Source organism: Neobacillus thermocopriae, assembly GCF_010975035.1.
GTDB classification, from domain to species: Bacteria; Bacillota; Bacilli; order Bacillales; family Cytobacillaceae; genus Neobacillus; species Neobacillus thermocopriae.
Genome location: NZ_JAAIUV010000014.1, coordinates 24,015 through 49,569, shown reverse-complemented (window position 1 = coordinate 49,569; position 25,555 = coordinate 24,015). Strand labels below are relative to the sequence as shown.

Genomic DNA, 25,555 nt, shown 5'->3' with positions numbered 1-25,555 from the left:
CCCCTATTAGGACACAGTTTGAATAATTCTATATCTAGAGATATAGATGATGTAAGGATATTCACAACCTAGGATAGTTGTTACTATAAATTATGCAATGTATGATATTTAAGCAGAACTTCGTTCCCAATTATGCAACTTTAAATAATACTATGGAGGAATAAACATGGATCAACATTCTTACATGCTTATCATGATGATTGCTTTAATAATACTTAGCATATTTAAAATGATTCGTCGAAACATTGGTTGGCAACCATTAAATCAAGGACTTATGTTGTTTAGAATTGTATTGTTTTTTAGTATTGGTCTAATCTTTCTTGTTGAGGGAGTATTTCATCCAATAAGTTTCATTTCTGATGTTGTGGGAATACTTTTAGGAAGTATCCTAGCTTTTTATAGTGTGTCCGTAACACATTTTGAACAACGTGAAAAACGTCTGTATTACCGTCCGAACATTTGGATAGGTAGTATTGTTATCTTATTATTTCTTGTTCGTTTTATTTATCGATTTTATGGTATTGTTACCGGAGGCGCCCTTGATTTAGTTCAACAAAAGCAGGCAAATGGAATTCAGAATTTTAGTTCTGTTTTAGGGAATTCTTGGACTGCTGGACTTATGTTGATTATGTTTGCTTATTATAGTATTTACTATATTTTATTGTTAAAGAAACAAAGGGAAACTTCTAAAAATGCATGAATGTAATAAGGAGTTTTATGATGATGTTTGATGAATCACATCAAAAGGAAAAAAAGATGATTAGTATATTAGTCATCTTTTTTCTCATGTTTTTCAATCATTTTTTTATTGGATCCTTTTCAAAAATTTTATTTAATACCTGTGTTTGGATTACATATTCCTTGATCCTATTATTCCCTAGAACATGGTGGACGAAGAAAAAAATTGTGTTTGCTGTGGGTATTTTGTTAATTGAAACAGTAGCAGGAGTATATTGGTTACACGAATTACTCCTTATCTACCTTCTTGCCATTATTATATTTTACTTCACTATATTGTCATCTTTATCCAAAGCACCCGTTCCAATTATTGTGTCTCTTTTTTTATCCGCTTTATTTTATATTCGATTTGGGAAAGAAAATGCATTTAGTATTATATCTTTCATCTTATTAACAATAGTTCTTTACATTGCGATTAAGCAGCGTCTTCAAAGAAATGAAATGTATAGGGTAAATAAACAGCAATTGGAGGAATTACAGTCTGCCTATGAACAATTGCAAGAAGCATCGGTTACATCTATGAGATATGCAGTTTTGGAGGAGAGAACAAGAATAGCAAGAGAAATTCACGATGCTGTTGGACATAGTTTGACCTCACTAATTGTTCAAATGCAAGCATTAAAATATATGATTAAAAAAGATCCTAATCGAGCAGAAAAGTCGATCGATGAAATGTTAGCAGTTGCCCGTCAAGGACTTCAAGATATTCGGACATCAGTTCATTCCTTGGCAGATAATCAATTGATTTCGGGGATTACTCCTTTAAAGGCATTGTTATCCAGAATGAAAACCTCTGCCTCGATCCAATACGAATTTCATTCTAATCTAAATGAAGAAGAATTAAATTCTTCTATTAATGAACTATTATTCAAAACTCTTCGAGAGGCAATTACTAATATTATTCGCCATTCCCAAGCATCTTTTGTCACCGTCAGATTGAATAAAGTACCTGGTAAAGTGATTATGAAGATTAGGGATAATGGAAAATTAGAATCAAAAGATGGAATTTTTGAGGGATTTGGATTAAAAAGTATGAGGAAGGCAATTGAGGAAAAGGGTGGAAAAATGAGCTATTTGATTTTAGAGCCTAATGGATTTGAAATAACCGTGGAAATTCCTGTCGATAATCAAAATGAGAATGAGGGATAAAGATGCAGGATGAAGAAAAAATCAGAGTTATGCTAGTAGATGATCAAACGATGATACGACAAGGTTTTGGATATGTCATCCGTATCCAAAGTGATATGGAACTTATCAGTGAAGCCTCTGATGGGAAAGAAGCGATTGAAAAGGCTTGCATATATCAACCTGATGTAATTTTAATGGATGTGCAGATGCCGATTTTATCGGGAATAGAAGCAACAAGGGAAATTATCAAAAAATCTCCACATACAAAAATCGTTATTTTAACCACATTTGATGACCAAGAATATATTTATCAAGGCATTCGAGCAGGAGCTGTCGGATATTTGCTTAAAGATGCTGAGGTAGAAGATATGCTGGAGACGATTCGAGCTGCCTATAGAGGAGAGGCCGTTTTTAAAACCCCATCGGCAGCAAATGTCCTATCAAGGGTAGCAAATAACAGCTTCGTTTCTAATCAACAGCAAGAACCATTACTATTAGAGCCATTAACAATGCGTGAAAAGGAAATATTGCAAGAAATGGCATATGGACTGAGAAATGATATGATTGCCAAGAAGCTAAACATTGCTGAAGGAACAGTAAAGTCACATGTCCATCGAATTTTGCAAAAGTTTGGCTGTGAAGATCGCACCCAAGTAGTAGTGATGGCGATCCGAAATGGGATGGTAAAATAAAGGAAAGAAGTCTCATTCGAGACTGCTTTCTTATTAAGTTCTTAAAATTTATATAACAGCAAACGTATCATGTTTCTAAAGTTTGGTATCATAGCCATAGTATAATATAGGAAACGGGTTTTAAGCGGAAGTTTATGCACGTATTTAGATTGGAATATAGATAAGTTTGCAATTCTGTTCCAATTGGAATCCAATGTATCTACATCATTTATGTGATCCACGGTCCATTTGTGCACAGCTCCAGTTGTTTCTTTTAGGCTATCTTTTCCGGAATGGACAGCAAATGAGCTCATTACATCGAAGGCAATTTGCCCTTGTGGAAAATAGTTTGTTAGTCGGTTTAGTAGTACTTTAACTTCATCCTGACTAAGGTACTCTAATATTCCTTCAGCAATAATCATTGTGGGACGGTTATTCGGTATTTTCTCTAACCAGTTTGGATCCGTAACTGAAGAAGGGATCATCTCGTAGCCTTTTTGATTGGAGAAAAAGGACTTACGCAATTCAATTACCTCGGGAAAGTCAACATCAAACCATTGAATGGTGGATGGCAGGTTGATTCTTACTATCCTTGTATCTAGACCACAGCCAAGATTAAGTACTATTGCGTCGGGATGCTTATTGATAAACTCCTGTAACCATGTATCCAATTGTTTTGCTCTGATTACCATCATTTCGTTACCAAAATGACTAACCTTTTCAAAATCGTAGTCAATCATTTGCAGAATATCCGCTGCCTTATTATCTTGAAGAATGGAATGTTTGGAAAAACTATCTTTGGCTTTTGCTTGTAAAGTAATTAGGAGTGTCTCCATTTCTTTTGTTAAATTGATTTTATGATTCTTCGTGAAATCCATAATATTGTCTCTCCTATAGTACTTATTCCCTCATTTTATTCAACAGTATATTTACCTTATGAAGGGCATACTTTAAATCCAATTGTTCTTCTGTATTTAGCTTATTAATATTTTCACTAAACTTTTGATAGATCTTTCCCCATTTTCGATCTTGAATCTCTTTTCCTTTTGGTGTTAAAGAAACTAACACGGCGCGTTTATCTTTTTGATCTGGGGATTTGATGAGATATCCTTCCGCTTCCAATTCTTTAATAACATTTGTCAGTTGCTGCTTAGCTACATGAAGACCATAACTTATTTCTTTAAGTTTTAATGGCCGATTCTGCATGTACAGATATTCAATTACATGGTTCTGCATATGGGTTAATTCTGTCGAATCTTTGTTTAATTCCCTAAAATTTTCAAAAACATTAGGTATTAAAGACATATATTCTTTTGCTATTTCTTCAATCATGTAAAATTCCTTCCTTTTATATAGTATATATATTATTACTTTTATTTAATTTATTCAACATTAATATTTATTTTTAGTAAATCTTTATTTACTAATGACCACAGGATTTGTTTACTCCTTGAAAGTGACCTTTAGTGATAACGTACTCTACCTTCTTCACGCAATGAGGAATCTTCATATTAATTTTGACTAACCTAAGACTTGGAAATGATGTAAAACTATTATCAACTTTACCAAAAATGATTGACTATATTGTGTATTGGTTTACCAATAATGTAATAGGAAATGTATAGTGTAACCATGTATGGAAAACGCTTTAACTAAATACGGTTTACGAAATATGTAAGCTAATGTAAACTGTTTTCAAACCTCATAGATTATTTACATTATCGAAATATAAATGTTTATCTCCCAATACAGGAAAAAGTAATAGGAGGAGTCTAGTATGACAAACGGGGATCATCATAAGAAGTTGACACTAGAACAACGTGAAGAATTATTAAAAGTTTTGAAAGCTCGATTTGAAAAGAATATGCACCGCCATGAAGGTCTGGCATGGGAAAAAGTCCAAGCAAAGCTGGATGCAAAGCCTGAAAAACTATAGTCACTCCACGAAATGGAAAGAACCGGAGGAGAACCAGATGTTGTGGGGTATGATCAAAATTCTAACGAATTCATTTTTTATGATTGTTCAGCAGAAAGCCCTAGTGGCCGACGGAGTGTTTGTTATGACAGGGAAGCATTAGAATCAAGGAAAAAGCATAAACCAGAAAATAGTGCTATGGATATGGCTGCATCTATGGGTATTGAGATTTTAACGGAGGAACAATATCGGGAACTGCAAAAACTTGAAAGCTTTGATAAGAAAACATCCAGCTGGGTGAAAACACCTGACAAAATTAGAAAGCTTGGAGGGGCAATATTTTGTGATCGACGCTATGACACCGTCTTTGTCTACCACAATGGAGCAGAATCTTACTATGCTGCAAGAGGTTTCCGCGGCTCGCTCAGAGTCTGAATCCGACTCTAAAAGTTAAATGTGAGAACAAATCTTTTATAAACTTTTTCAACGCCTCGGCACGATTCTGTAATGGGAGTCGTGCCTTCCTATATGTGAAGAACAACGAATAGCATCAGTACTCCTTCTTATTCATTTTTATTAAAACTCGCATTCTAAATTTATATGAAGACATCCTTCCTTTTTACATATAGATTGTATCTTTCTTTGAGTTGTATTTGCGGTTTTTATCTAAATGATTTTTCCTTTGTAAGCAAATTAACGTCCCTTTACTCTATTTCATGTTAAAATCTAGTAATAAGAGATAGAATAATAGATAAGGGAGAATATTGATGAAATCTTACTTACTTAAGTTAGGGGTATTATCGAGTATCTTATTCCTTGGTTGGCCAACAGAAAATGTTTCCGCTGCTGGAGTAACTTGGGCATCTAAATGTGAAGCATTTGGTCAAATAAAACCAAACCAAAATCCTTCTACTCAGCAAATTAATTGTTTACTAACGAACGCAGCATTAGAAGTAAATATTCCTCCAGAAGTTGTCAAGGCTATTGCTGCTCAGGAAAGTGGCTGGAAACAATTTAAAGATGGAAAGCCTCTAGTGTCTTCGGACGGCGGGATTGGCATCATGCAGATTACGAATCAATTAAACTATGATCAAGAGAAATTGAAAACAGATATAACTTACAATATCCAAGCAGGTGTCGAAATTCTACAGAAATTCTACCAGCGAAAGGACTTGCCAAAAATAAAGGGGGCAGGACCTGAAGTTATTGAAAATTGGTATTTTCCAGTAATGGCGTATAATGGAATCAAACCTGTAAACAGCCCGCTTTATAAAGATGGAAGCGGCAAAAATAAGGAAGCCTATCAAGAAAAAGTATTTTCCGCTATTGAAAAAGATAGCTTTTTAAGTGATACAAGATTAGCAGAATTCCCATTTAGTAAGGAAGATTTCTTATATGATACTAATAGTGACGAGAATATTATTTTCAATAAACTGAAGTATATTATTACTGATCAGATGCATGCCTCTAACTATCATTTTCAAAAAGGAGAAAAGGTAGTTGTTACGAAGGATAATGCAAGATTACGAACAAATATTAATACGACAACTGGTTCTAGATTATTAGCGAAGAATACGACTCTAATTATTGATGGGGAATTTATCTATGATCAGTATAATCCGGGTAACCAATTTGTCTGGTATCCGGTTACAGCGGAGGATCGAAAGTTTGCAGGTTATATTTCCTCTGCTTATATCATGGAAAAATTAGAGGCACCTACTGTAAATCCAGTAAATCAACAGGATAAATTTGTAATCGGGAAAGCTCCTTTTTCCAATGTATTGATTCAAATCCTGAATGGAAAATACTTGGTTGGAAGTGCGGAGTCTAATGCAGAAGGAGAATTCAAAGTAGCAATTCCTTCACAAAAGGTAGGAACTACTCTAACTATCACTTATAAAGATCATTTGAATAGGGTGAGTGAACCTGCAAGCATCAAGGTTCAGACACATATCCTGAATGGCTGGGTCGATCGGGACGGGAAAAAATATCATTATTCTTCGGGAGTATTAGATACTGGATGGTTCAAGGAAGGGAACCGCTGGTACTATTTTGATGAAAATGGTGTAATGCAAAAGGGATGGATCCTCGATAAAGGCCTTTGGTACTATTTAAATCCTAACGGTGTTATGCAAACCGGTTGGCTAAAAGAAGGATCGAGCTGGTACTATCTTGGTAGCAGTGGAGTCATGAAAACTGGTTGGTTGAAAGATGGATCGAGCTGGTATTATCTTAGCAGCAGTGGAGTCATGCAAACCGGCTGGATAAAAGAAGGATCGAGCTGGTACTATCTTGGTAGCAGTGGAGCTATGAAAACTGGTTGGTTGAAAGATGGATCCAGCTGGTATTATCTTAGCAGCAGTGGAGCCATGCAAACCGGTTGGCTAAAAGAAGGATCCAGTTGGTATTATCTCAGTAGCAATGGTGCCATGCAGACAGGGTGGCAAAAAATTAATGGAAAGTGGTATTACTTCTATTCAAATGGAGTTATGGCATATAATACATGGATTGGAAAATATAGATTAGGACCTAGTGGAGCCATGTTGTAGATAGGTTATGATTTTGGCCAGCTTCTTTTAATAAAGAAGTTGGCTTTTTATATTTTGAAAACTGAATCTTTAACAAAATTTAGTAAAATTTTCGTGTTAAAAGTTTTTTCAAATAGGGAGTAGAAGCATGTTATTTTTCAGTATTAATTGGAATGTATCCATTCTGGATAAAAAATACACAGAAAAGTAATTGTCGAGATTAAGCGGTCAATCTCTTTTTATCTAAGAATAAAAACTGTTCGTATTTTTTTGTCTCTTTATAGTTCAAAAGTACTTAAATTATGTCAACAATCATTGTGACAAAATGCATTTTTGTATAAATTGATAGCCACCTGCAAACGCTTTAATATAAACTTGTAAAGTTTAATCGATTTGAAAGGAGTACGTATCGATGAATACTTCAGATAATGATAGATCTAATGTTAAAGTTAAGATTCAGAGATTCGGAAGTTATTTGAGCGGTATGGTAATGCCAAATATCGGTGCTTTTATTGCATGGGGGCTTATCACCGCTTTGTTTATTCCTACAGGCTGGTTGCCTAATGAAGATCTTGCTAAATTAGTCGGTCCAATGATCACTTATTTATTGCCTCTATTAATTGGTTATACAGGGGGTAAAATGATTCACGATGTTCGTGGTGGTGTCGTCGGTGCCACTGCTACGATGGGGGTGATTGTCGGAACCGATATCCCGATGTTCCTAGGGGCCATGATTATGGGACCAATCGGGGGTTATGTGATCAAAAAATTTGATCAATTGGTTCAAGGGAAAGTTAAATCTGGATTTGAAATGTTAGTTAATAACTTTTCTGCTGGGATTTTGGGCGGAATTTTAACAATCCTTGCTTTTAAAGGGGTTGGCCCTGTAGTAGAAGCAGTAAGTAAGACATTAGCAAAAGGTGTTGAAATCATTGTTGATGCAAACCTGCTTCCATTGGCCAATATTTTAATAGAACCAGCAAAAGTTCTTTTCTTAAATAATGCAATTAACCATGGAATATTAAGCCCATTAGGAATTGATCAAGCTGCAAAAGCTGGAAAATCTATACTATTCTTATTAGAGACAAACCCTGGTCCAGGATTAGGTATTTTACTTGCTTATTGTTTATTTGGCAGGGGAACAGCGAAACAAACTGCTCCTGGTGCGGCAATTATTCACTTCCTTGGTGGAATTCATGAAATTTACTTCCCGTATATTTTAATGAAGCCAGTACTCATTTTGGCAGCTATCGCTGGTGGTGTAAGTGGTGTATTCACGTTTAATCTTTTCAATGCGGGCCTTGTAGCAGCTCCTTCACCAGGTAGTATTTTTGCTCTGCTTGCAATGACTCCAAAAGGTAACTATGTAGGGGTATTGGCAGGTGTACTAGTAGCAACAGTGGTTTCTTTTGCAGTAGCTTCTCTTATCTTAAAAACAAGTAAACAAACAGAAGAAGATTTATCAGCTGCGACAGCAAAAATGGAAGAAATGAAAGGGAAGAAAAGCTCTGTTTCTTCAGCCTTAACAGCTACACAGGAAGCTGTTAACTCAGATAAAGTGAACAAAATTGTGTTTGCTTGTGATGCAGGGATGGGATCAAGTGCAATGGGAGCTTCTATTTTAAGAAACAAAGTACAAAAAGCCGGATTAGATATCACGGTTATTAATACAGCAATTAACAATCTTCCAGACGATGCCGATGTTGTTATTACTCATAAAGACTTAACAGATCGCGCAAAAGCAAAGCTTCCAAATGTCACACATATCTCAGTTGAAAACTTCTTGAATAGTCCAAAGTATGATGAATTAATCAATTATTTAAAAAATAAATAAACGTTTTTTAAGTCCGGAGTAATGTCCGGACTTTTTCTTTATTAAAAAATGGCAACAATCCCATTGACTAATTCATATTTTTCTTAAGTTGTTTTAAGGATTAGTGAGGAATATCATTATAAGTGGCAGTATAAAATTAAAATTTTGGCAACATGATAAGAAGGATAGATAGGAGTAGAATTCCATTTATCGGAGTGAGCAATATGTATATTTCTGCAAGGGAACGGCAGATTCTTGATATATTACTAACTGCCAATCATGAAGTTACAGTTAAGGATCTCGCAGAACAAATAGGTGTAAGTGGTAGAACGGTTCACAGAGATTTAAAAAACGTAGAAGATATTTTAAAAGAATACGGGCTTATCTTAAAAAAGAAATCAGGTGTAGGTATTCAAATTACGGGTGATAAAGCAAAAATTCGAGAACTGGAGTTGTTTTTATTTAATCTATCTCATACAGAATATACACCTGAAGAGCGGCAAACGATCATTTTTTGTGAGTTATTGGAATCGAATGGACCCGTAAAACTTCTTGGTCTTGCTAATGATTTAAATGTGACCATTGCAACAGTTAGTGCCGATTTAACCAAACTTGAAGAACGATTACACAGCTTTGGTTTAAAACTAATTAGAAGAAGAGGTTACGGTGTTGAAATTGAAGGGGACGAGAGCAGCAAAAGAAGTGCAATGAGTCATTTAATCTCCGCTTATGTGGATGAATCTGAAATACTTTCCTTTGCTAGAGAACATATACAGAAACGATCGACCCAGCACATCAACACCATTTCTGAAAGGCTACTAGGAATTGTAGAGAAAAATAAATTAATTATCGTTGAAAAAATTGTGGATTCCATTATTCAAGAATTGCCCTATTCAATGGCGGATAGTGCTTATATTGGTTTAGTTGTTCACTTGGCACTTGCTATTGAACGTCTACAAAAAGGGGAAGGCATTGAAATTAACAAGGAATACTTGGAAGACCAGCAGTCAACGAAAGAATACAAATTTGCCCAAAAAATTGCCAGGCAATTAGGCCAGGTTTTTGATATTAACATTCCTGAAGCAGAAATTGCTTATATAACTATGCACTTAAAAGGTGCTAAACTCCGGTATGACAATGAAAACTTTATTGAAGATTCTAGTTTACAAGTTGCCATTAAAACAAAAAGTCTAATTGAAATGGTAGGTAAGCTTACAGGTACCGACTTATCAGACAATCGTCCGTTATTTGAGGGGCTTGTCGTACATTTAAAACCTGCCATCTATCGTATGAAACAAAAAATGGGGATTAACAACCCATTATTAGACAAAATTAAACAAGATTATAAGGATTTATTTTTGATTGTTAAACAGGCAGCTGATGAAGTGTTTAAAGATCTTAATGTGCCAGATGAGGAAATTGGCTATCTTGTAATGCATTTTGGCGCTGCATTGATGAGTGCGAAGGATTTTTCCAATCTGAAAACATTAATAATTTGTTCTAGTGGAATAGGTACTTCGAAGCTGCTTGCAACGCGACTTCAAAGAGAATTTCCTGAGATTAAGGACATTCAAAATGTCTCTGTCATGGAATTTAAAAAAATGAATCCAAAGGATTATCATTTAATCCTATCTACCATTCCGATCCCTGGCTATGATTCGGACTATATCGTTGTCAGCCCTTTTTTAAACAAAGATGAAATTGATAAAATTCGTTTTTATATCAATGAACACAAAATTATGAATGGATCCGAAAAAAATCTGTCTTTCGCTCGCAAACATTCTACAGAGAGAAAGTCTAGCGATCAGCTAATTGTAGAAATGAATAGTATAAAAGATTATGCAGATACGATAGCTACTATCCTTAAAGGATTTGAAGTAATTCATGCAGCTGATTCGGAAACTGTAACTGATATCATCCAGCAAACATGTTCAAGGTTAATGGAAAATCAACGGATTCAAAATGCCAATGAAGTCGCTGAGGCAATTTTTGAAAGAGAAAAACTTGGGGGATTAGGGATTCCTGAAACGTCAATGGCTCTTTACCATGCTAGGTCCGTACATGTCATAAAACCAACCTTTGTTATCAATTATACGGATTCGCCAATAAAAGTCATCGGTATGGACCAAAAGGATATGGAAATCAATGTTCTACTATTCATGCTATCCCCTGTGAAAATATCTGAAAAGTCATTAGAAGTATTAAGCTATTTAAGTTCCCTATTGATTGAGAGCCAAGAAACGATGGATATTTTTCAGTCACATGTTTACAGCCGTATATCGGCTTTGCTAACTGTAAAATTTGATCAATTTTTTAATGATAAAATTGAAGAACTAAGGAGTGTTTTTTAATGTCAAAAGCTATTTTTACAAAAGAAAATATTTTACTGAATGAATCTGTTGCTACAAAAGAAGAAGCAATTAAATTAGCAGGAAGCATTCTTGTTAAAAACGGGTATGTAGACGAAAGTTATATTGAAAAAATGTTACAAAGAGAAGAGTTAACTTCCACTTATATGGGGAATTTTGTGGCTATTCCTCATGGTACAGAGGATTCCAAACAATTTGTGAAAGATTCAGGAATCTCTTTTGTACAAGTTCCAAGTGGTGTTGATTTTGGCGGAGGTAATATTGTAAAAATTTTAATCGGCATTGCAGGAAAAGGCGATGAGCATCTAGATATCCTTTCAAAAATTGCAATTGTATGTTCCGAAGAAGAAAATATCACCAAGTTAGTAGAAGCAAAATCTGCAGATGAAATTTTAGCGATCTTTGAAGGAGTAAACTAATATGTTAGCTGTTCACTTTGGAGCCGGAAATATTGGCCGAGGATTTATTGGGAATTTATTATATCATTCTGGTTACGAAACATGCTTTGTGGATGTCAACGAAGAAATCGTTCAGCTTCTTAATGAACGAAGAGAATATCGGGTGGTCATTGCTGATTCTTCACAAGAAGAAGAGGTAGTTAAAAATGTTAGGGCAATTAATAGTAAACTGCATCCGGAACAAGTAGTTGAAGCAATTGCCGAAGCGGATATCGTAACGACTGCTATCGGTCCAAATATTTTACCTTTGATAGCAGGATTAGTGGCTGATGGATTGCGTAAACGTTTAGAGAAGTCTGATAAGCCTCTTAATATTATTGCTTGTGAAAATATGGTGGGAGGCAGCTCACTTTTAAAAGAAAAGGTTTTTGAACAATTAACAAGCGATGAAAAAGCACAGTTTGAAGTACGTTTTGGGTTCCCGGATTCTGCTGTTGACCGAATTGTTCCAAACCAAGTGAATGAAGATAAACTAATGGTCAAAGTTGAGCCGTTTTACGAGTGGGTTGTTGAGGAAACAAAAATAGTAGGGGAGAAACCGGACATAACCGGCATTACCTATGTGCCAGAATTAGTTCCTTATATTGAACGGAAGCTGTTCACAGTAAATACAGGACATGCATTAGCCGCCTATTTTGGGTACTATTATGGGGTAGATACCATTAATCAAGCGATGGAAAAAGGACAGATCCATGATTTGGTCTTAGGGGCACTGAAAGAAAGCGGTAAAATGTTAGTTGAAAAATACGGTTTCAGTCAGGAAACTCACGAACAGTATATTCAAAAAATTATTGGTCGTTTTAGTAACCCATATATTGTAGATGAAGTAACAAGGGTGGGACGTTCTCCGATCCGAAAGCTTGGCCCGAATGACAGGTTGGTCAGCCCAGCTAGACAATATTATGAGTTATTTGAAAGTCAGCCTATTCATTTATTAAAAGGAATTGCAGCTGCTCTATTATATGACTTTCAAGGAGATGAGGAAGCTGTACAAATTCAGTCAATGATTAAGGAGCAGGGGCTGGAAGCTGCCATTGAGAAGTATACAGGACTTGATTCTGCTTCAGCTATATTCAAGGGCATTGTTGAGCAGTATAATCAATTAAAAAATGAAAAATAAGAAAAGAGTAAAACCCAAATTTTTCAGCGTTGGATGATGTCCAACGCTGTTTTTTATAGACTTCTTGGTTGAGTGTTAGTACTTTTGTTCTTCTTTATAAGATCAATTAACATTAAATTGCCTCATCCCAAAAGGGAGGAGATTTGGTTTTAATTTGGGCGCTTACGTTTAAAGATCTTCATGGCAAACAGTGAATAACAATAAAAAATAATATTGAAATGATAAAAATTTATTGTAAAACGATAAATACCGTGGTAAAATTCAAAATGAATGAATATAAAAGAGGTGCTAATGATGAACAGAGGATCCACACTCTTTTTAAAAATTGCGGTATTTCTTATGGGGGCTCCAGTTTTTACTCTGGGGATAGTTGGGTTATTTTGGTTACCTAATAATCCTGTCAATCCAGCTTATACTCATATTCTTTATCCAATCGTAATTGGTATGTATGTTTCAGCAATACCGTATTTTACTGCATTGGTTCAGGCCTTTAAACTTCTAATGTTAATTGATAAGAACCAGGCATTCTCTGAGTCTGCTGTTATAGCTCTTAAGATTATTAAATACTGTGCCATGACTTACAGTGGCTTGTATGTAATTATTTTGCCATTCGTTTTTCTCCTCGCCGAACGGGATGATGCACCGGGTGCTATTTTTATCGGAATGGTTCCTATCTTTGCTTCTATGGTTATCGCAGTCTTCGCTGCTGTTCTTCAAAGACTTTTAAAAGAAGCCATTGATATAAAATCAGAAAATGATTTAACAGTTTGAGGTGAAAACAATGGCAATTATCATTAATATTGATGTGATGCTGGCGAAAAGGAAAATGAGTGTAACCGAACTGTCAGAGAAGGTTGGAATCACAATGGCGAACCTTTCAATTTTGAAAAATGGAAAGGCAAAGGCCATTCGATTATCTACTTTAGACGCCATTTGCAAGGCTTTAGATTGTCAGCCTGGGGATATACTAGAATATCGGAGTGATGATGACACCCAAGATTAAAGAATTCAATTCATGGGATCAATCATATAACTTGTTCGTACTGGCTGGGAGTAGTCCCAGTCATTTTTATTTCTTGTTGTTAAGTTTTACCCCTTTGCTTTTTATGAAAAAGGTATAACTAGGATGTTTGTCTTTTGCCTTTTGTCGCAATCGTATTTATGCAAAAAGTATATCAGGTGGTAACATTTTTTCTTTTTGCTTAACTTGAACAGATATGATAAAGGGTAGTCTTCTGAAAACTAGCCATATGTTAAAGGAGTAAAGGAAACGAATAGCTTGACTGCCAGGTTGCAGAATACTTTTTTTATGAAAAGCTATTTACATTTGAATAGCTTTATATATTTTAATGTAAAGACAAAAGCCTTTTTATGGGTAATGATAACTGCTACTACTAAGGAAAAATGGATATTAACATTTAATCAAACAAATCTGCAAATTCAAGATTAGACATGGACATAATTATTCTAAAGGACCTATTTTCCTAGACACTACTATCTAGAATTTTAAAATTCTGTGTCTTTTTAGGATTTTTTAACCAATAATCTTGCATAGGTTAGACATGTTCGTTTCAATAGTAGTGAAGGGAGTTGGGAAAATTGATTTACGACCTCCAAGACTCAATAAAAGATAAAGATTTACTATTGAAAGAGTTAGCAGATATAAAGTTTGCTTTAGATCAATCCTCCATTGTTGCCATAACTGATGAAGATGGAATTATTACTTATGTAAATGAAACATTTTGTAAAATATCTAAGTATAGTAAAAATGAATTAATAGGAAAGACTCACAAAGTGGTTAACTCTGGCTACCATACTAAGGAGTTTTTTAAAGATATGTGGAATACAATTCAACGAGGTGAGGTATGGCAGGGGGAAATTAAAAATAAAGCGAAGGATGGTTCTTTTTATTGGGTAAAATCAACCATTGTTCCTTTTCTAGATAATGAAGGGAAACCTCATCAATATATTTCCATACGACAAGACATTACAAAACAGAAAGAAATAGAAGAAAAGAACCTTTATTATGTTCATCATGATGCATTAACTGGTCTTCGCAATCGTCGTTGCTTTAATAAAGATTTATCGAAATGGATCACCGAAACGGAGCAAATGGCACTGCTTTTTTTAGATTTGAATCGTTTTAAATTTGTCAATGATACGTTAGGGCATAGTATTGGTGATCAAATTTTAAGAGATGTTGCCAAACGATTATCGGATCACTTGAATGGAAAGTCCGAATTATATCGGTTTGGTGGCGATGAATTTATTATTGTAATAAAGGACCGTACACCTGATGAGGTAAGAACATTGGCGAATGAAATTATCAAGCAGCTTGAAGAACCGTTTTTTCATGAAAAGGAAAAATTGTATCTAGGAGCTAGTATAGGAGTTAGTTTTTTTCCCGATGATGGAAATGATATTGAAAGCCTTGTTATTAAAGCTGATATGGCGATGTATAAAGCAAAAAAAGGGGGAGGACATTTCGTTCAATTCTATACCTCTGATATTTATGAAGAAATGACGAAAACCATTCATTTAGAAGCAGAATTAAGGCAAGCTCTTGAAAAAGAACAATTTAAGCTCCACTACCAACCTCAGGTAGACATTAGCAGCAATAAGATCATTGGAGTTGAAGCATTGATTCGTTGGGAGCATCCAGTTTTAGGAAATATATCTCCATTCGAATTTATCCCTATAGCCGAAGAAACGGGATTAATCGTTCCAATCACTGAATGGGTTTTACGTACTGCTTGTCGACAAAATCAACGTTGGCAAGAAGCGGACATATCTCCATTTATAATAGGAGTAAATATATCATCTAGTTTAGTAAATAAAGATTTAGTCCCAATGGTCAAACGCATCTTAAAAGAGACAAAATTAAAACCAGACTATTTGGAAATAGAACTAACAGAAAGTATTATGCAAGACCCGAAAATCACACTGCCCATTCTAAAAGAGTTAAAGGAATTGGGAATTCGGATATCTATAGATGATTTTGGTACTGGTTATTCTTCTCTTGCTTATTTACGCCAACTTCCAATAGATCGTTTGAAAATAGATAGGTCCTTTATTGATGAAATGAAAAAGGATAATGGTGCAATTGTACAAGCGATCATCGATTTAGGGACTCGATTATGTCTTAATGTAATTGCGGAAGGGATCGAGACAAATGAACAGTTAGATCTTCTTACCCAACTTAATTGTAAAGAGGGACAAGGTTATTACTTTAGTAGACCTTTATCAAGCAATGAAATTCTTCCAGTATTGCAAGGAACTAACGTAGTCAATAATAATTGATGTTGAAGGAAACAATTTACTCAAGTTGTGGGTGCCTTATATTTAATAAAGAGGGAAAGTAAAATCCTTTACTTCGACAACTATCTAGCGTAATCACCCATTCAGCGAGACGCCTTCGCGCATACCTCATAACGTATTGCATTCCATTCTTTTTGTTTCTTTTTAATCAGTATAATTACAACTAAGCATCGTATGGGGTTGTCCAGAAAGTTGAATTTTTTGACTCTGGATGCCCCTTTTTCTGTTTCAAAACATGAATATAACAAGATTTCATTTTCTCGAAAAACCCTACTAGACTAATATACTGCTTCCTATAGAGCTTGCCCTTTTCTGTTAGATACGAAAGAATGTGAACCATTACGAGAACTGCTTACTAGTGGTGACACTTTCGTTTTTCCTTTATCTCAGTTGGTGGCCACCACAAGGAGAGCCCCGTTAGCATAAACATCGCACGACTGAAAGCGGCAACTTTTAGGAGGAGGCCAAACGCAGCTGACCAAGGGGCTTTTTTCTTTTCTATGAAACCTAATAGTTTTTTAGTACGTAGAAATAATTGGTAATATTTTTTTCTGTATTATTTGAGGCGAGGAGATGCTTATGTATTTTGAAGTGCATGAACCCCAAAATTGGTTATCAAAGGATGCCGTAAAAGTTTGGCTCATAAAAGAAACGATTTCTAATGTCACTGGCTTTTTGGTGCTTGGTATCCTGCTTTATCTGGACTATCGTTTTTCTTGGAAAGATTGGATTGGCTGGATTCTGATCGGTTTGATACCGCTAACTGTAATAGGTGCAGTTTGGTCTTGGATAAGCCCGTATTTCCTATATAAAAGTTGGCGTTATGATGTCGATGAAGAGTTTTTACAACTGAAATCAGGGGTATGGAATGAAAAGCATCAGCTTGTTCCAATGACAAAAATCCAATCGGTGGCTACTATTCAGGGACCTTTGCTCAGAAAATATGGACTTTGTAAAGTGGCAGTTGAAACGATGGGGTCATCTCATGTTATTCCAGCCCTCTCAAAGGAGCAGGCAATCAAGTTACGGGAACAAATTGCTCAATATGCCAAAATCAAGGAAGTGGAATCATAATGAGAACGAAACGATTTCATCCACTTCTTATGGTATTTGAGGTATGGCAGCTGTTAAAGAATACTTTTTTCATTTTTATCTTTTTATTTATTATGAAAGCGAATTCGCATTCTCTTTATATAAAATATGGTAGAATCATTTTTATCATTTTTCTAGGTCTAGCTTTACTTTATATTGTTTTAAAATGGATAACTCATACATACGCACTGGATGATCGGTCCTTTCACCTTTATCAGGGAGTTTTGAGTAAAACGGAACGGACAATTCCCTTTTCAAAAATTCAAAATGTTACTCGTCATACTACATTTTTTCATCAGCTTTTTCAAGTGACGTCTATTAGATTTGAAACAGGGATGAATGGTGAAGATGCAGCTGTTAAATTTGATGTCGTTTCCCAAACAGAAGCCAAACAAATGGAAGAACATATGGCCAGAGCTTTGCGTGGAGGTGTAACAGATTCTGAAATCATTGAACAAATGGAAGAAGATCCAAATTCAAGTAGAATCATTCACTTTAAACCGACGAAAAGGGATGTTTTTAGAGCTAGTTTTACTTCTTTTAGTTTTTTTGTGATAATCCCGATTTTGACCTCGTTTTATTTGAAAATAGATGAAATTTTTCATGTTAATATAGAGGCGGAAGGGATTTTTTACAATATTATTAGCTCCTGGTGGCTTTTGACCATAATTATTATCGTATTTATTATCATTTCTGTGGCTTTTGGAATGGCCTGGACATTTTTTAAATACGGTAAGTATGAGATCTCCTCCGATCAGGATCGAATTTATATTGCTAAAGGTATCATTGAGGAGACAGCCTTTTCCATTGCAAAAGATAGAGTACAAGCAGTTGAAATTGAACAGTCTTTTATGAAACGATGTCTCGGACTGGCTGAAGTTAAATTGACAAGTGCTGGAGGCCATGAAATAGGAGAAGAAAAATCAGAAGTTAACTCTCTCTATCCTTTTCTTCCGAAAGAACGGGCTTATGAAATGATTGATGAAATTTTACCGGCATACAGAATTACCCCACAAATGCAACGGCTTCCCAAAAAATCTTTATGGGTTCGATTGTTAAGGCCGTACTGGATTTGGGGGATTGTCACGATCGTTCTTTATTATTTTAAACCTGAAGTATGGGGAGTAGAGCGGGCTTGGTGGTTGATATCAGCCATCTTGTTGTTTATCAATATTGCTCTTAGGTGGATTAATTTTTTGAATACGCAATATGTCTTACATGATGGTTTTATTCAGCTAAAGACAGGTAGTTTGACTACTTCTTTATTTGTTACTAAAAGAGATAAAGTCATTGAAATTGAAATTACCCGTAACATATTTCAAAAGTGGCTAGGTCTTGCCTCTATAGAAATGGTGAATCGTTCTAAGCCAGTTAAACATAGTGGAATAAAGGATGTACCTGTAGAATTTGCAGATGCTTTTTACCAGTGGTATTTAGGAAGGAAGTTGGATATTACGATTGAGTAAGGCTCCTCGTCTACGTTTCATCTGAAGAAAGTTTCTTAATGTACGTTTAATAAATGGAATTTATAAAAAGTATAAGAGGAAATTTGTGCTATTCATTGAATAAATTTATAAAGGGCATTGTCCCGATTTTATTGAGAGGAGAGTTTGCGAACAATGACAAAAAAAGTGCTCATTTTAGCAGGAGATGCAGTTGAAGTGTTAGAAATCTATTATCCTTATTTTCGCTGTTTGGAAGAAGGGTATGATGTGCAAATTGCTGCACCATCAAAAAAGAAGTTGCAGACAGTAGTTCATGATTTCATTGGTTGGGATACTTACACAGAAAGCAAGGGATACTTAATTGAATCGCATGTGGCTTTTGAAAATGTCAAACCGGAAGAATATGACGGTCTGATTATTCCAGGAGGAAGAGCACCGGAGTATATTCGTCTCAATGAAAATGTTCCTAGGATTGTTGCGCACTTCTTTGAAACCAACAAACCAGTAGGGGCAATTTGTCATGCAAGTCTCGTTCTCAGTACTGTGCGCCAGTATTTGGAAGGTCGTGAGATGACTGCCTATATTGCCTGTAAACCAGATGTGGAAGCAGCAGGAGCGACCTATATAGAAAACCATCTTCATGTAGAAGGAAATTTAGTTTCCGGTCATGCATGGCCTGATCTTCCAGGTTTTATGAAAGAGTTTATTAAATTATTAAATCATTAATAATATGAAACAAAAAACGGCGGGGGTTTATTAACTCCCGCCGTTATATTTATGCTGTTTCCTTTGAACGATCTTTTTCTAATAATACGATGATACCTGGTAATAAAATTCCTCTGATTAAGAAGGTGTCAAGTAAAATTCCAACCGCGACAATAAAGCCGAAAACGAATAGCAACTCAATAGGCTGGGTCATTAACACAGCAAAGGTTGCAGCTAGAATAATACCCGCAGAAGAGATCACTCCGCCTGTGCTAGAAACAGCAATTTCAATTGCCTTTTTAACAGGATGCTTTCTTCTTTCTTCTTGGAATCTGGAGATGAGTATAATATTATAATCAATTCCGAGAGCAACCAAGAAGACAAACGAATATAATGGCACGCGGTTTGCAATAGAATCTATGTCAAAGAATAGCTCGGTTAGGAACATACCTAAACCTAATGCTGCAAGAAAAGAAACAAGAATGGTTCCCATCATGTAGATTGGCATTTTGAATGATTTTGTTAGGACAATTAACAACAAGAAAATTAATAAGGTTTCAAGTAATACAATAACAATAACATCTCTATTATTGATTGTTCGGTCATCAACCTTCGTAGCTGTTTCTCCGGCGAAATACAGGTTTCCATCAAGGCCACTATCTTCAGTGATTTGATCTGCATGATCAATGATTTTTTCTAAAGCGTTTATCGTTTTTATAGAGTACGGGCTTTCTTGGAAGGTAAGGCTATAATTTACCACTTTGCCGTCCTCTGTAATACCGTTTATTCGAACATTGCTGACTAATGGCTGATCCGTGAGAGCAGTTTTTAATGCTTCTTGCTTCTCAGTGGAAACCGTCTCAGAACTTTCGAATATAACAGTTGTTGGTGCAAGGTCACCTTTTTCGAATTTTTTCTCTAAAATTTCATAGCCTTGACGTGAAGGCATATCTTCCGGAAAAGATTTCATCGTGTCAAACTCATATTTTAGATTAAACATATTAGCAGCAGATAAAACCAAAATGAGCCCAATCACTGCTACGGATAGGCCAGGTTTCTTTACAACAAAGCGGCCAACCTTGCTCCAAAATGAATGATTCTGAATAGATTCTTCTCCAACTTTTGGGATTTTTGGCCAAAAAGATTTTCTGCCAAATAGGGTAAACAAAGCCGGTACAAGTGTAACCGAAGCTAGCATGATGATAACCATAATGGCAGCAAAGGTGGGAGCAAAGTTGTTGTAATCGCCAAATTTGGCAAAAAACAGTACCAGCATGGCTGCTAGAACCGTTCCCCCGGAAAAGAAGACTGGCATACCCGTTTCTCTCATGGCAGCTTTCATGGCAGTAAATTTATCTTGATGATTTTTTAGCTCTTCACGATAACGTGAAAATACGAATAAAGAGTAATCAATTACCGCAGCAAATAATAGAATTGAGCCGATAGAAATAGTTTGGTTGCTTAATTGTAGACCAGCTTTCCCCATAAACCCAAGAGTTTGCATGACCACTTGATAAACAAAGACTGCTGCAATAAGTGGAATCATTGCCAATAACGGAGAACGATAAATGATAATTAATAGAACAAGAATTAAACCAATTGTTGAAAATAATAGGACAAGATCTGCCCTTGAAAATAGGTCTAGTGAGTCAGTTGCAATTCCAGCAGGACCTGTCACATACAATGTTAAATTGGATGTTGAGTCTTCTACGGTGTTAATAATTTTTTCTTTAACCTTTTTGATTTCTTTCGTTTCTAAAGAAGCATCAAAAGTTAACGGGATGATTGCAGTCGTTTTGTCGTCTGAGAAAAAGCTCGCTGCTGCTTGAGGCGGAATAGAAGAAAGTGGTACCACTTGATCTATTCCATTGATATTTTTACTTTCAATTTTATCTACAATAGATACTAATTCTTTATACTCCAATTCACCTTTATTGGATTGGAAAACCAAAATGGCTGGGGTTCCGTCATTATTAGGAAAATATTGGTCCACTTTTTTTTGGGCAAGGACCGACTTGGCATCTTCAGGAAGAGAATCAATTCTGGATACCTCATAATCCTTAGCATTAGGGGCAAAGACACTCAAAACAATCGTAATAATGAACCAAATGGCTAAGGTCGTCCACATCCCTTTTTTGGTTGCAACCCAATCTGTAAGTTTATTGAGCAAAGATTTCATGTTTTTCTCCCTTCATAAATTTCTAAAGTAACAATAATGTCACTTTAAATAAAAATTGATACTCATAATACCATCATTATCTTTTAAAGTGACGGTAGTGTCAATTTAATTATTTGTGAACATCCCATTTTTGATAATCTCCTTGATCGACTCTATCCACTGCTTTTTTGGGATGTTAGCATGATTAGGAATGGTAATTGTATGGAGAATAAATCCTAAAATTAAAGGATCTGGTATTTGAGCTTTTATTTTTTTTTCCTTCCTGCCTAGATCAATAAAGCTTTGTAAACAATCGTACATGTGTAAATGAAGTGCCTCTAGTTTTTCTTTGTTTTTCGCAACTCTTTCACTGATATTTGCAGGGATTTGCCGGCCAATATTAATAAGCTTTGTAATTTCTGTATCACTGAAAATAAGATTTAGCAAAAAGTCAAATTGAGCTTCAAAGCTTTCATATTTTTTCATATGATCTAATTTAAGAAGGTATTCATTCATTTCAGAAATCATGTATTCTGTAATTAATTCTTCTTTGTTTTCAAAGTATTTATATATAGTCCCTCTTGAGACCTCTAATCGGTCTGCTAATAAACTAACAGTAAATCCTTCATAGCCATGAATTAGCAGAAGCTGTCTTGTAGCTAGAAATAAATCTTCAGTTGAAAATTTCCGTTCTCTCGCCATCTCGTTCACCTCACAATGTTTCTATTATATTTGAATGAGGGATATATTGAAACTTATTAAAATAATGTGGTCTGTGTTATATAGAAATTTCTCCTCTAGATCAAATGTCTCCCGCCATTAAGAGAATTCAATTCATACTCCATCTTAACTCTTTCCTTACTCCAGTATTTCTTAAAAGTACGCTTTTAATCAAAGGGTTTTAATATAAAAGAGTACTTTTTCCATTGTTGTATAAACTGTTAAGACTGACAAATAATTTATTGGAATGTAGCATACATTTATTTAAAGCTACTTTTCATCGGAGGGCACATCATGGATGTTATTGTGAGGCGTGGAGACTCTTTATGGTATTATAGCCAACTGTTTCATTTGAATCTTCGACTCATTTTGGATTCAAATCAGGAACTGCAACCAAACCAGCTTTCGGTTGGACAACGGATTCGTATTCCCGGTTTTGTTGCTCAGGATTATCAGGTTCAGCCTGGAGATTCATTATGGTCGATTGCCCGTAATCGTAATTTATCGCTGGACGCGGTTCTGCTAGTAAATCAAAATATAAATCCAAATCAGCTGCAAGTTGGCCAAATAATAAAAGTGCCAATAAGAATTACTTGGAGATTGGTCCAGGGCAGGCAGTTTTACGATTATACCAAAATGATGAGAGATATTAGACGGCTGCAATCGGTCTATCCATTTATGCAAGTAAATACAATAGGTGAATCAGTTCTTGGTAATGATATCCCCGAACTGTTGATCGGAAATGGGACAAAAAGGATTCATTATAATGCTTCATTTCATGCGAATGAATGGATAACAACACCAGTATTAATGACTTTTATTAATGATTATTTATTATCTTTGACAAATCAAAATTTGATTCGCGGTATTGTCACTTCCCGATTATATGAGCAAACTTCTTTATCCATTGTTCCAATGGTGAATCCAGATGGGGTGAGTCTTGTTATTAATGGACCGCCAGAACCAGAGCCCTGGAGAAGTAGGGTAGTAGAATTAAATAGAGGTCGAACCGATTTTTCTGACTGGAAGGCAAATATTAGAGGGGTTGATTTAAATGATCAATTCCCTGCTAAATGGGAAGAAGAAAGAGCGAGGAATCCTGATGAGCCAGGTCCGCGAGATTATGGGGGGGAACGGCCTCTCTCAGAACCTGAAGCAGTTGCGATGGCAGAGTTAACCCGCCGACGAGATTTTGCAAGAGTATTGGCATTTCATACTCAAGGGAGGGTTATTTACTGGGGATTCGAAAACCTCGAACCCCCTGAATCTGAGATTATTGTTAATGAGTTTGCTAGGGTCAGTGGCTATGAACCTGTTAAAACGATTGAAAGCTGGGCAGGTTACAAAGATTGGTTTATCCAAGACTGGCGTCGTCCAGGTTTTACAGTTGAACTTGGTAGAGGAGTCAACCCATTGCCGTTGACACAATTTGATGAAATTTATCAGGATGCTTTAGGAATATTCTTGGCAGGTCTTTATATGTAGACTTTTCTTTAGTTATGGAATGAATTATCAAAAGAAAACTATATTGTTATGAACTCCTGGTTGATATGTCAGCTGGGAGTTTTTTAGAAGAATATTTTCATATTAGTAACAGTGGTACGGTTTGTAATAATATTCCTTTGGACATAATGGATAGCAAATATGTCCTATAGGGGGATGAAAAATGGATAAATTAATTAAAATATCTGATCTCTTTTGGGAGGGCATTAGTCTTTCTCGTGTTTCAAATAAAAATATAGTACGTTTTTATCTTGTATTTGTTATTATGGCTTTTTTATTTGAGGTGTTTTTAATGGTATTATGGCTCGGTACAAGCATTTGGAGTTATTCTTTCGGATACCGACCAAGTTTTGAGTTTTACATTGCCTTTGGAGTGTTGATTATAATGATGATCATTACAGTTCATTGTATTTGGAGTATATTTTCCTCTAAGAATAATTAAAATGTTCTTTTAAAGGGTGAAACATGAGCTTTTGAGTAAGGTAAGTGTCTTTTAAAAGAATTGAACGTAAATTTTAACTATGTTTCTAGCTCGTGCATCTTAGAAGGCTAAATATTGATTTTTCTTCCTATCTTACATCGATCTCCTTCGTTTCTATGTATTAACTTTACCCTAGTTTAATCACATAATCATTTAGCTATTTCATCGTATTAGTTAGTGGAATATATTCAGTTTATAAATTTAACGAGTTTAGTGATGTAACTAATTTTAAGAAAATAAAATTTTTTCAAGGATCTGGGTAAAGGTCCTTTTTATTTTGATAACAAAATGATATCATAATGATATAAGGAAATCGTTCCAAAAAGGAGTGGTAAGGAATGAAAGAGAGAAATTTGTTTAAAATAAATGGGTTTATCGGGATTGTTCTATTACTGTTAGTTGGGGCAGTAGCATTATTTGGATTTAGACAGTTTATTTTTACTGGGAATTTTCTTTTCCTATTCATTACGGGATTATGTGCCTTGATTTTGCTTCTTTTGCTATCAGGATTTACAATTATTCAGCCCAATCAAGCTAAGGTATTCACATTATTTGGAAGTTATCTTGGCGTTATTAAACAGGAAGGATTTTGGTTGACGATTCCTTTAACGATAAGAAAAACAGTATCTTTAAGAGTTATTAATTTTAACAGTGATAAATTAAAAGTGAATGATTTGGAAGGAAATCCTATTGAAATCGCTGCTGTTGTCGTCTATAAAGTAGTTGATTCAGCAAAAGCTGTTTTTGATGTGGAAAATTATAAAGACTTTGTCCATACGCAAAGTGAAACTGGATTACGTCATATTGCCAGCCAATATCCTTATGATAATATGAGTAATGATTATGAAATTTCATTACGTCAGCACTCCGATGAGGTAGCAGAAGAGTTAACAAAAGACTTACAAAAGCGGTTGGAGTTGGCAGGAGTAGAGGTTATTGAAGCCAGAATTATGCATTTGGCATATTCCAGTGAAATTGCTCATGCGATGTTACAACGACAGCAAGCCAGGGCGGTGCTAGCGGCAAGGAAAGTCATTGTTGACGGAGCGGTATCGATGGTGAAATCGGCCATTGACCAACTAAGTAAAGAGGGAATTGTGGAACTTGACGAAGAAAAGAAAGCACAAATGGTGAATAACTTAATGGTTTCAATCGTTTCCGAGAAGGGGAGCCAGCCGGTAATTAATACAGGCACGATTTACTAAGGGTTGTGATGATGTGGCCGAAAAAAAAAGATTTTTATTGCGCATTGACCAAAAAATTTATGATGCATTAGAAAAATGGGCACAAGATGAATTTCGAAGTGTTAATGCGCAAATCGAGTTAATTATTAAAAAAAGCTTAAAGGAATCCGGAAGACTGAATGTCGAAAAAAAGAATGACTAAAAAGCGG

22 protein-coding genes and 1 pseudogene are annotated in these 25,555 nt (G+C 35.4%); 19 read left to right on the top strand and 4 right to left on the bottom strand.

What is annotated here, in order from left to right; all coding sequences use genetic code 11:
• The first annotated feature begins 166 nt into the window (after positions 1 to 166).
• From G4Z05_RS10175 to G4Z05_RS10165, 3 genes are read left to right on the top strand one after another with little or no spacing between them, the layout of a single operon-like run.
• Positions 167 to 700 (top strand): CcdC protein domain-containing protein, encoded by a 534-nt coding sequence (locus G4Z05_RS10175; RefSeq protein ID WP_163251844.1) that lies wholly within the window; start codon positions 167 to 169, stop codon positions 698 to 700.
• A 23-nt stretch (positions 701 to 723) separates the two neighbouring features.
• The gene (locus tag G4Z05_RS10170; RefSeq protein ID WP_163251843.1) at positions 724 to 1,887 is read left to right on the top strand and encodes a sensor histidine kinase; all 1,164 of its coding nucleotides are present in this window, start codon (positions 724 to 726) and stop codon (positions 1,885 to 1,887) included.
• Between the two features lie 2 nt (positions 1,888 to 1,889).
• On the top strand, positions 1,890 to 2,558 hold the full coding sequence (locus G4Z05_RS10165; protein WP_163251842.1) for a response regulator: 669 nt from the start codon (positions 1,890 to 1,892) through the stop codon (positions 2,556 to 2,558).
• Positions 2,559 to 2,599: 41 nt separating this feature from the next.
• Here G4Z05_RS10165 and G4Z05_RS10160 read toward each other — a convergent pair whose 3' ends face one another.
• Together G4Z05_RS10160 and G4Z05_RS10155 are read right to left on the bottom strand one after the other, a co-directional pair.
• A complete protein-coding gene (locus tag G4Z05_RS10160; RefSeq protein WP_163251841.1) occupies positions 2,600 to 3,415 on the bottom strand; it encodes a class I SAM-dependent methyltransferase in 816 nt (271 codons plus the stop codon).
• Positions 3,416 to 3,437: 22 nt separating this feature from the next.
• Positions 3,438 to 3,869, bottom strand: a complete 432-nt coding sequence (locus G4Z05_RS10155) for a MarR family winged helix-turn-helix transcriptional regulator (RefSeq protein WP_163251840.1) — start codon at positions 3,867 to 3,869, stop codon at positions 3,438 to 3,440.
• Between the two features lie 445 nt (positions 3,870 to 4,314).
• Here G4Z05_RS10155 and G4Z05_RS10150 point away from each other — a divergent pair.
• The 12 genes and pseudogenes from G4Z05_RS10150 (at position 4,315) to G4Z05_RS10095 (ending at position 19,321) form a co-directional block, all read left to right on the top strand.
• Positions 4,315 to 4,887, top strand: a pseudogene (locus G4Z05_RS10150) (DUF4256 domain-containing protein).
• A gap of 332 nt (positions 4,888 to 5,219) precedes the next feature.
• A complete protein-coding gene (locus G4Z05_RS10145; RefSeq protein ID WP_163251839.1) occupies positions 5,220 to 7,001 on the top strand; it encodes a transglycosylase SLT domain-containing protein in 1,782 nt (593 codons plus the stop codon).
• Positions 7,002 to 7,392: 391 nt separating this feature from the next.
• Positions 7,393 to 8,814 carry a PTS mannitol transporter subunit IIBC gene (locus tag G4Z05_RS10140; protein WP_163251838.1) on the top strand — a complete coding sequence of 474 codons (1,422 nt, stop codon included), beginning with the start codon at positions 7,393 to 7,395 and terminating at the stop codon, positions 8,812 to 8,814.
• 203 nt (positions 8,815 to 9,017) lie between these two features.
• Complete coding sequence (locus tag G4Z05_RS10135) at positions 9,018 to 11,144, top strand: BglG family transcription antiterminator (RefSeq protein ID WP_163251837.1); 2,127 nt, start codon at positions 9,018 to 9,020, stop codon at positions 11,142 to 11,144.
• Positions 11,144 to 11,581 (top strand): PTS mannitol transporter subunit IIA, encoded by a 438-nt coding sequence (locus tag G4Z05_RS10130; RefSeq protein WP_163251836.1) that lies wholly within the window; start codon positions 11,144 to 11,146, stop codon positions 11,579 to 11,581. Before G4Z05_RS10135 ends, G4Z05_RS10130 begins: the two co-directional genes overlap by 1 nt.
• 1 nt (position 11,582) lies before the next feature.
• Positions 11,583 to 12,740 carry a mannitol-1-phosphate 5-dehydrogenase gene (locus G4Z05_RS10125; protein ID WP_163251835.1) on the top strand — a complete coding sequence of 386 codons (1,158 nt, stop codon included), beginning with the start codon at positions 11,583 to 11,585 and terminating at the stop codon, positions 12,738 to 12,740.
• A gap of 294 nt (positions 12,741 to 13,034) precedes the next feature.
• Positions 13,035 to 13,511 (top strand): DUF2975 domain-containing protein, encoded by a 477-nt coding sequence (locus G4Z05_RS10120; protein WP_163251834.1) that lies wholly within the window; start codon positions 13,035 to 13,037, stop codon positions 13,509 to 13,511.
• 10 nt (positions 13,512 to 13,521) lie between these two features.
• Positions 13,522 to 13,743 (top strand): helix-turn-helix domain-containing protein, encoded by a 222-nt coding sequence (locus G4Z05_RS10115; protein ID WP_038538685.1) that lies wholly within the window; start codon positions 13,522 to 13,524, stop codon positions 13,741 to 13,743.
• Between the two features lie 596 nt (positions 13,744 to 14,339).
• Positions 14,340 to 16,040 carry a putative bifunctional diguanylate cyclase/phosphodiesterase gene (locus tag G4Z05_RS10110; protein WP_163251833.1) on the top strand — a complete coding sequence of 567 codons (1,701 nt, stop codon included), beginning with the start codon at positions 14,340 to 14,342 and terminating at the stop codon, positions 16,038 to 16,040.
• Positions 16,041 to 16,637: 597 nt separating this feature from the next.
• The gene (locus tag G4Z05_RS10105; protein WP_163251832.1) at positions 16,638 to 17,132 is read left to right on the top strand and encodes a PH domain-containing protein; all 495 of its coding nucleotides are present in this window, start codon (positions 16,638 to 16,640) and stop codon (positions 17,130 to 17,132) included.
• Entirely contained in the window at positions 17,132 to 18,616 is a 1,485-nt protein-coding gene (locus G4Z05_RS10100; RefSeq protein WP_163251831.1) for a PH domain-containing protein, read from the top strand. The genes G4Z05_RS10105 and G4Z05_RS10100 overlap by 1 nt, the downstream gene beginning before the upstream one ends.
• A 153-nt stretch (positions 18,617 to 18,769) precedes the next feature.
• Positions 18,770 to 19,321 carry a DJ-1/PfpI family protein gene (locus G4Z05_RS10095; protein WP_163251830.1) on the top strand — a complete coding sequence of 184 codons (552 nt, stop codon included), beginning with the start codon at positions 18,770 to 18,772 and terminating at the stop codon, positions 19,319 to 19,321.
• A gap of 49 nt (positions 19,322 to 19,370) precedes the next feature.
• Here the strand turns inward: G4Z05_RS10095 and G4Z05_RS10090 are convergent, their stop codons facing one another.
• On the bottom strand, positions 19,371 to 21,479 hold the full coding sequence (locus G4Z05_RS10090) for an MMPL family transporter (RefSeq protein ID WP_163251829.1): 2,109 nt from the start codon (positions 21,477 to 21,479) through the stop codon (positions 19,371 to 19,373).
• 105 nt (positions 21,480 to 21,584) lie between these two features.
• Entirely contained in the window at positions 21,585 to 22,160 is a 576-nt protein-coding gene (locus G4Z05_RS10085) for a TetR/AcrR family transcriptional regulator (RefSeq protein ID WP_163251828.1), read from the bottom strand.
• Positions 22,161 to 22,472: 312 nt separating this feature from the next.
• Between G4Z05_RS10085 and G4Z05_RS10080 the strand changes: the two genes are divergently transcribed.
• From G4Z05_RS10080 to G4Z05_RS10065, 4 genes are all read left to right on the top strand, one after another.
• Positions 22,473 to 23,663 carry a M14 family metallopeptidase gene (locus G4Z05_RS10080; protein ID WP_163251827.1) on the top strand — a complete coding sequence of 397 codons (1,191 nt, stop codon included), beginning with the start codon at positions 22,473 to 22,475 and terminating at the stop codon, positions 23,661 to 23,663.
• 181 nt (positions 23,664 to 23,844) lie between these two features.
• Positions 23,845 to 24,123, top strand: a complete 279-nt coding sequence (locus G4Z05_RS10075; RefSeq protein ID WP_163251826.1) for a hypothetical protein — start codon at positions 23,845 to 23,847, stop codon at positions 24,121 to 24,123.
• 377 nt (positions 24,124 to 24,500) lie between these two features.
• Positions 24,501 to 25,367, top strand: coding sequence for an SPFH domain-containing protein (locus G4Z05_RS10070; RefSeq protein ID WP_163251825.1), 867 nt, complete (start codon positions 24,501 to 24,503; stop codon positions 25,365 to 25,367).
• 13 nt (positions 25,368 to 25,380) lie between these two features.
• Complete coding sequence (locus tag G4Z05_RS10065; protein ID WP_163251824.1) at positions 25,381 to 25,548, top strand: type II toxin-antitoxin system antitoxin; 168 nt, start codon at positions 25,381 to 25,383, stop codon at positions 25,546 to 25,548.
• Positions 25,549 to 25,555: the final 7 nt, after the last annotated feature.

What these genes read in the sequence shown, in the direction of transcription:
- G4Z05_RS10175 (WP_163251844.1), top strand. Translation starts at nt 167, where the DNA reads ATGGATCAACATTCTTACATGCTTATCATGATGATTGCTTTAATAATA.
- G4Z05_RS10170 (WP_163251843.1), top strand. Translation starts at nt 724, where the DNA reads ATGTTTGATGAATCACATCAAAAGGAAAAAAAGATGATTAGTATATTA.
- G4Z05_RS10165 (WP_163251842.1), top strand. Translation starts at nt 1,890, where the DNA reads ATGCAGGATGAAGAAAAAATCAGAGTTATGCTAGTAGATGATCAAACG.
- G4Z05_RS10160 (WP_163251841.1), bottom strand. Translation starts at nt 3,415, where the DNA reads ATGGATTTCACGAAGAATCATAAAATCAATTTAACAAAAGAAATGGAG.
- G4Z05_RS10155 (WP_163251840.1), bottom strand. Translation starts at nt 3,869, where the DNA reads ATGATTGAAGAAATAGCAAAAGAATATATGTCTTTAATACCTAATGTT.
- G4Z05_RS10145 (WP_163251839.1), top strand. Translation starts at nt 5,220, where the DNA reads ATGAAATCTTACTTACTTAAGTTAGGGGTATTATCGAGTATCTTATTC.
- G4Z05_RS10140 (WP_163251838.1), top strand. Translation starts at nt 7,393, where the DNA reads ATGAATACTTCAGATAATGATAGATCTAATGTTAAAGTTAAGATTCAG.
- G4Z05_RS10135 (WP_163251837.1), top strand. Translation starts at nt 9,018, where the DNA reads ATGTATATTTCTGCAAGGGAACGGCAGATTCTTGATATATTACTAACT.
- G4Z05_RS10130 (WP_163251836.1), top strand. Translation starts at nt 11,144, where the DNA reads ATGTCAAAAGCTATTTTTACAAAAGAAAATATTTTACTGAATGAATCT.
- G4Z05_RS10125 (WP_163251835.1), top strand. Translation starts at nt 11,583, where the DNA reads ATGTTAGCTGTTCACTTTGGAGCCGGAAATATTGGCCGAGGATTTATT.
- G4Z05_RS10120 (WP_163251834.1), top strand. Translation starts at nt 13,035, where the DNA reads ATGAACAGAGGATCCACACTCTTTTTAAAAATTGCGGTATTTCTTATG.
- G4Z05_RS10115 (WP_038538685.1), top strand. Translation starts at nt 13,522, where the DNA reads ATGGCAATTATCATTAATATTGATGTGATGCTGGCGAAAAGGAAAATG.
- G4Z05_RS10105 (WP_163251832.1), top strand. Translation starts at nt 16,638, where the DNA reads ATGTATTTTGAAGTGCATGAACCCCAAAATTGGTTATCAAAGGATGCC.
- G4Z05_RS10100 (WP_163251831.1), top strand. Translation starts at nt 17,132, where the DNA reads ATGAGAACGAAACGATTTCATCCACTTCTTATGGTATTTGAGGTATGG.
- G4Z05_RS10095 (WP_163251830.1), top strand. Translation starts at nt 18,770, where the DNA reads ATGACAAAAAAAGTGCTCATTTTAGCAGGAGATGCAGTTGAAGTGTTA.
- G4Z05_RS10090 (WP_163251829.1), bottom strand. Translation starts at nt 21,479, where the DNA reads ATGAAATCTTTGCTCAATAAACTTACAGATTGGGTTGCAACCAAAAAA.
- G4Z05_RS10085 (WP_163251828.1), bottom strand. Translation starts at nt 22,160, where the DNA reads ATGGCGAGAGAACGGAAATTTTCAACTGAAGATTTATTTCTAGCTACA.
- G4Z05_RS10080 (WP_163251827.1), top strand. Translation starts at nt 22,473, where the DNA reads ATGGATGTTATTGTGAGGCGTGGAGACTCTTTATGGTATTATAGCCAA.
- G4Z05_RS10075 (WP_163251826.1), top strand. Translation starts at nt 23,845, where the DNA reads ATGGATAAATTAATTAAAATATCTGATCTCTTTTGGGAGGGCATTAGT.
- G4Z05_RS10070 (WP_163251825.1), top strand. Translation starts at nt 24,501, where the DNA reads ATGAAAGAGAGAAATTTGTTTAAAATAAATGGGTTTATCGGGATTGTT.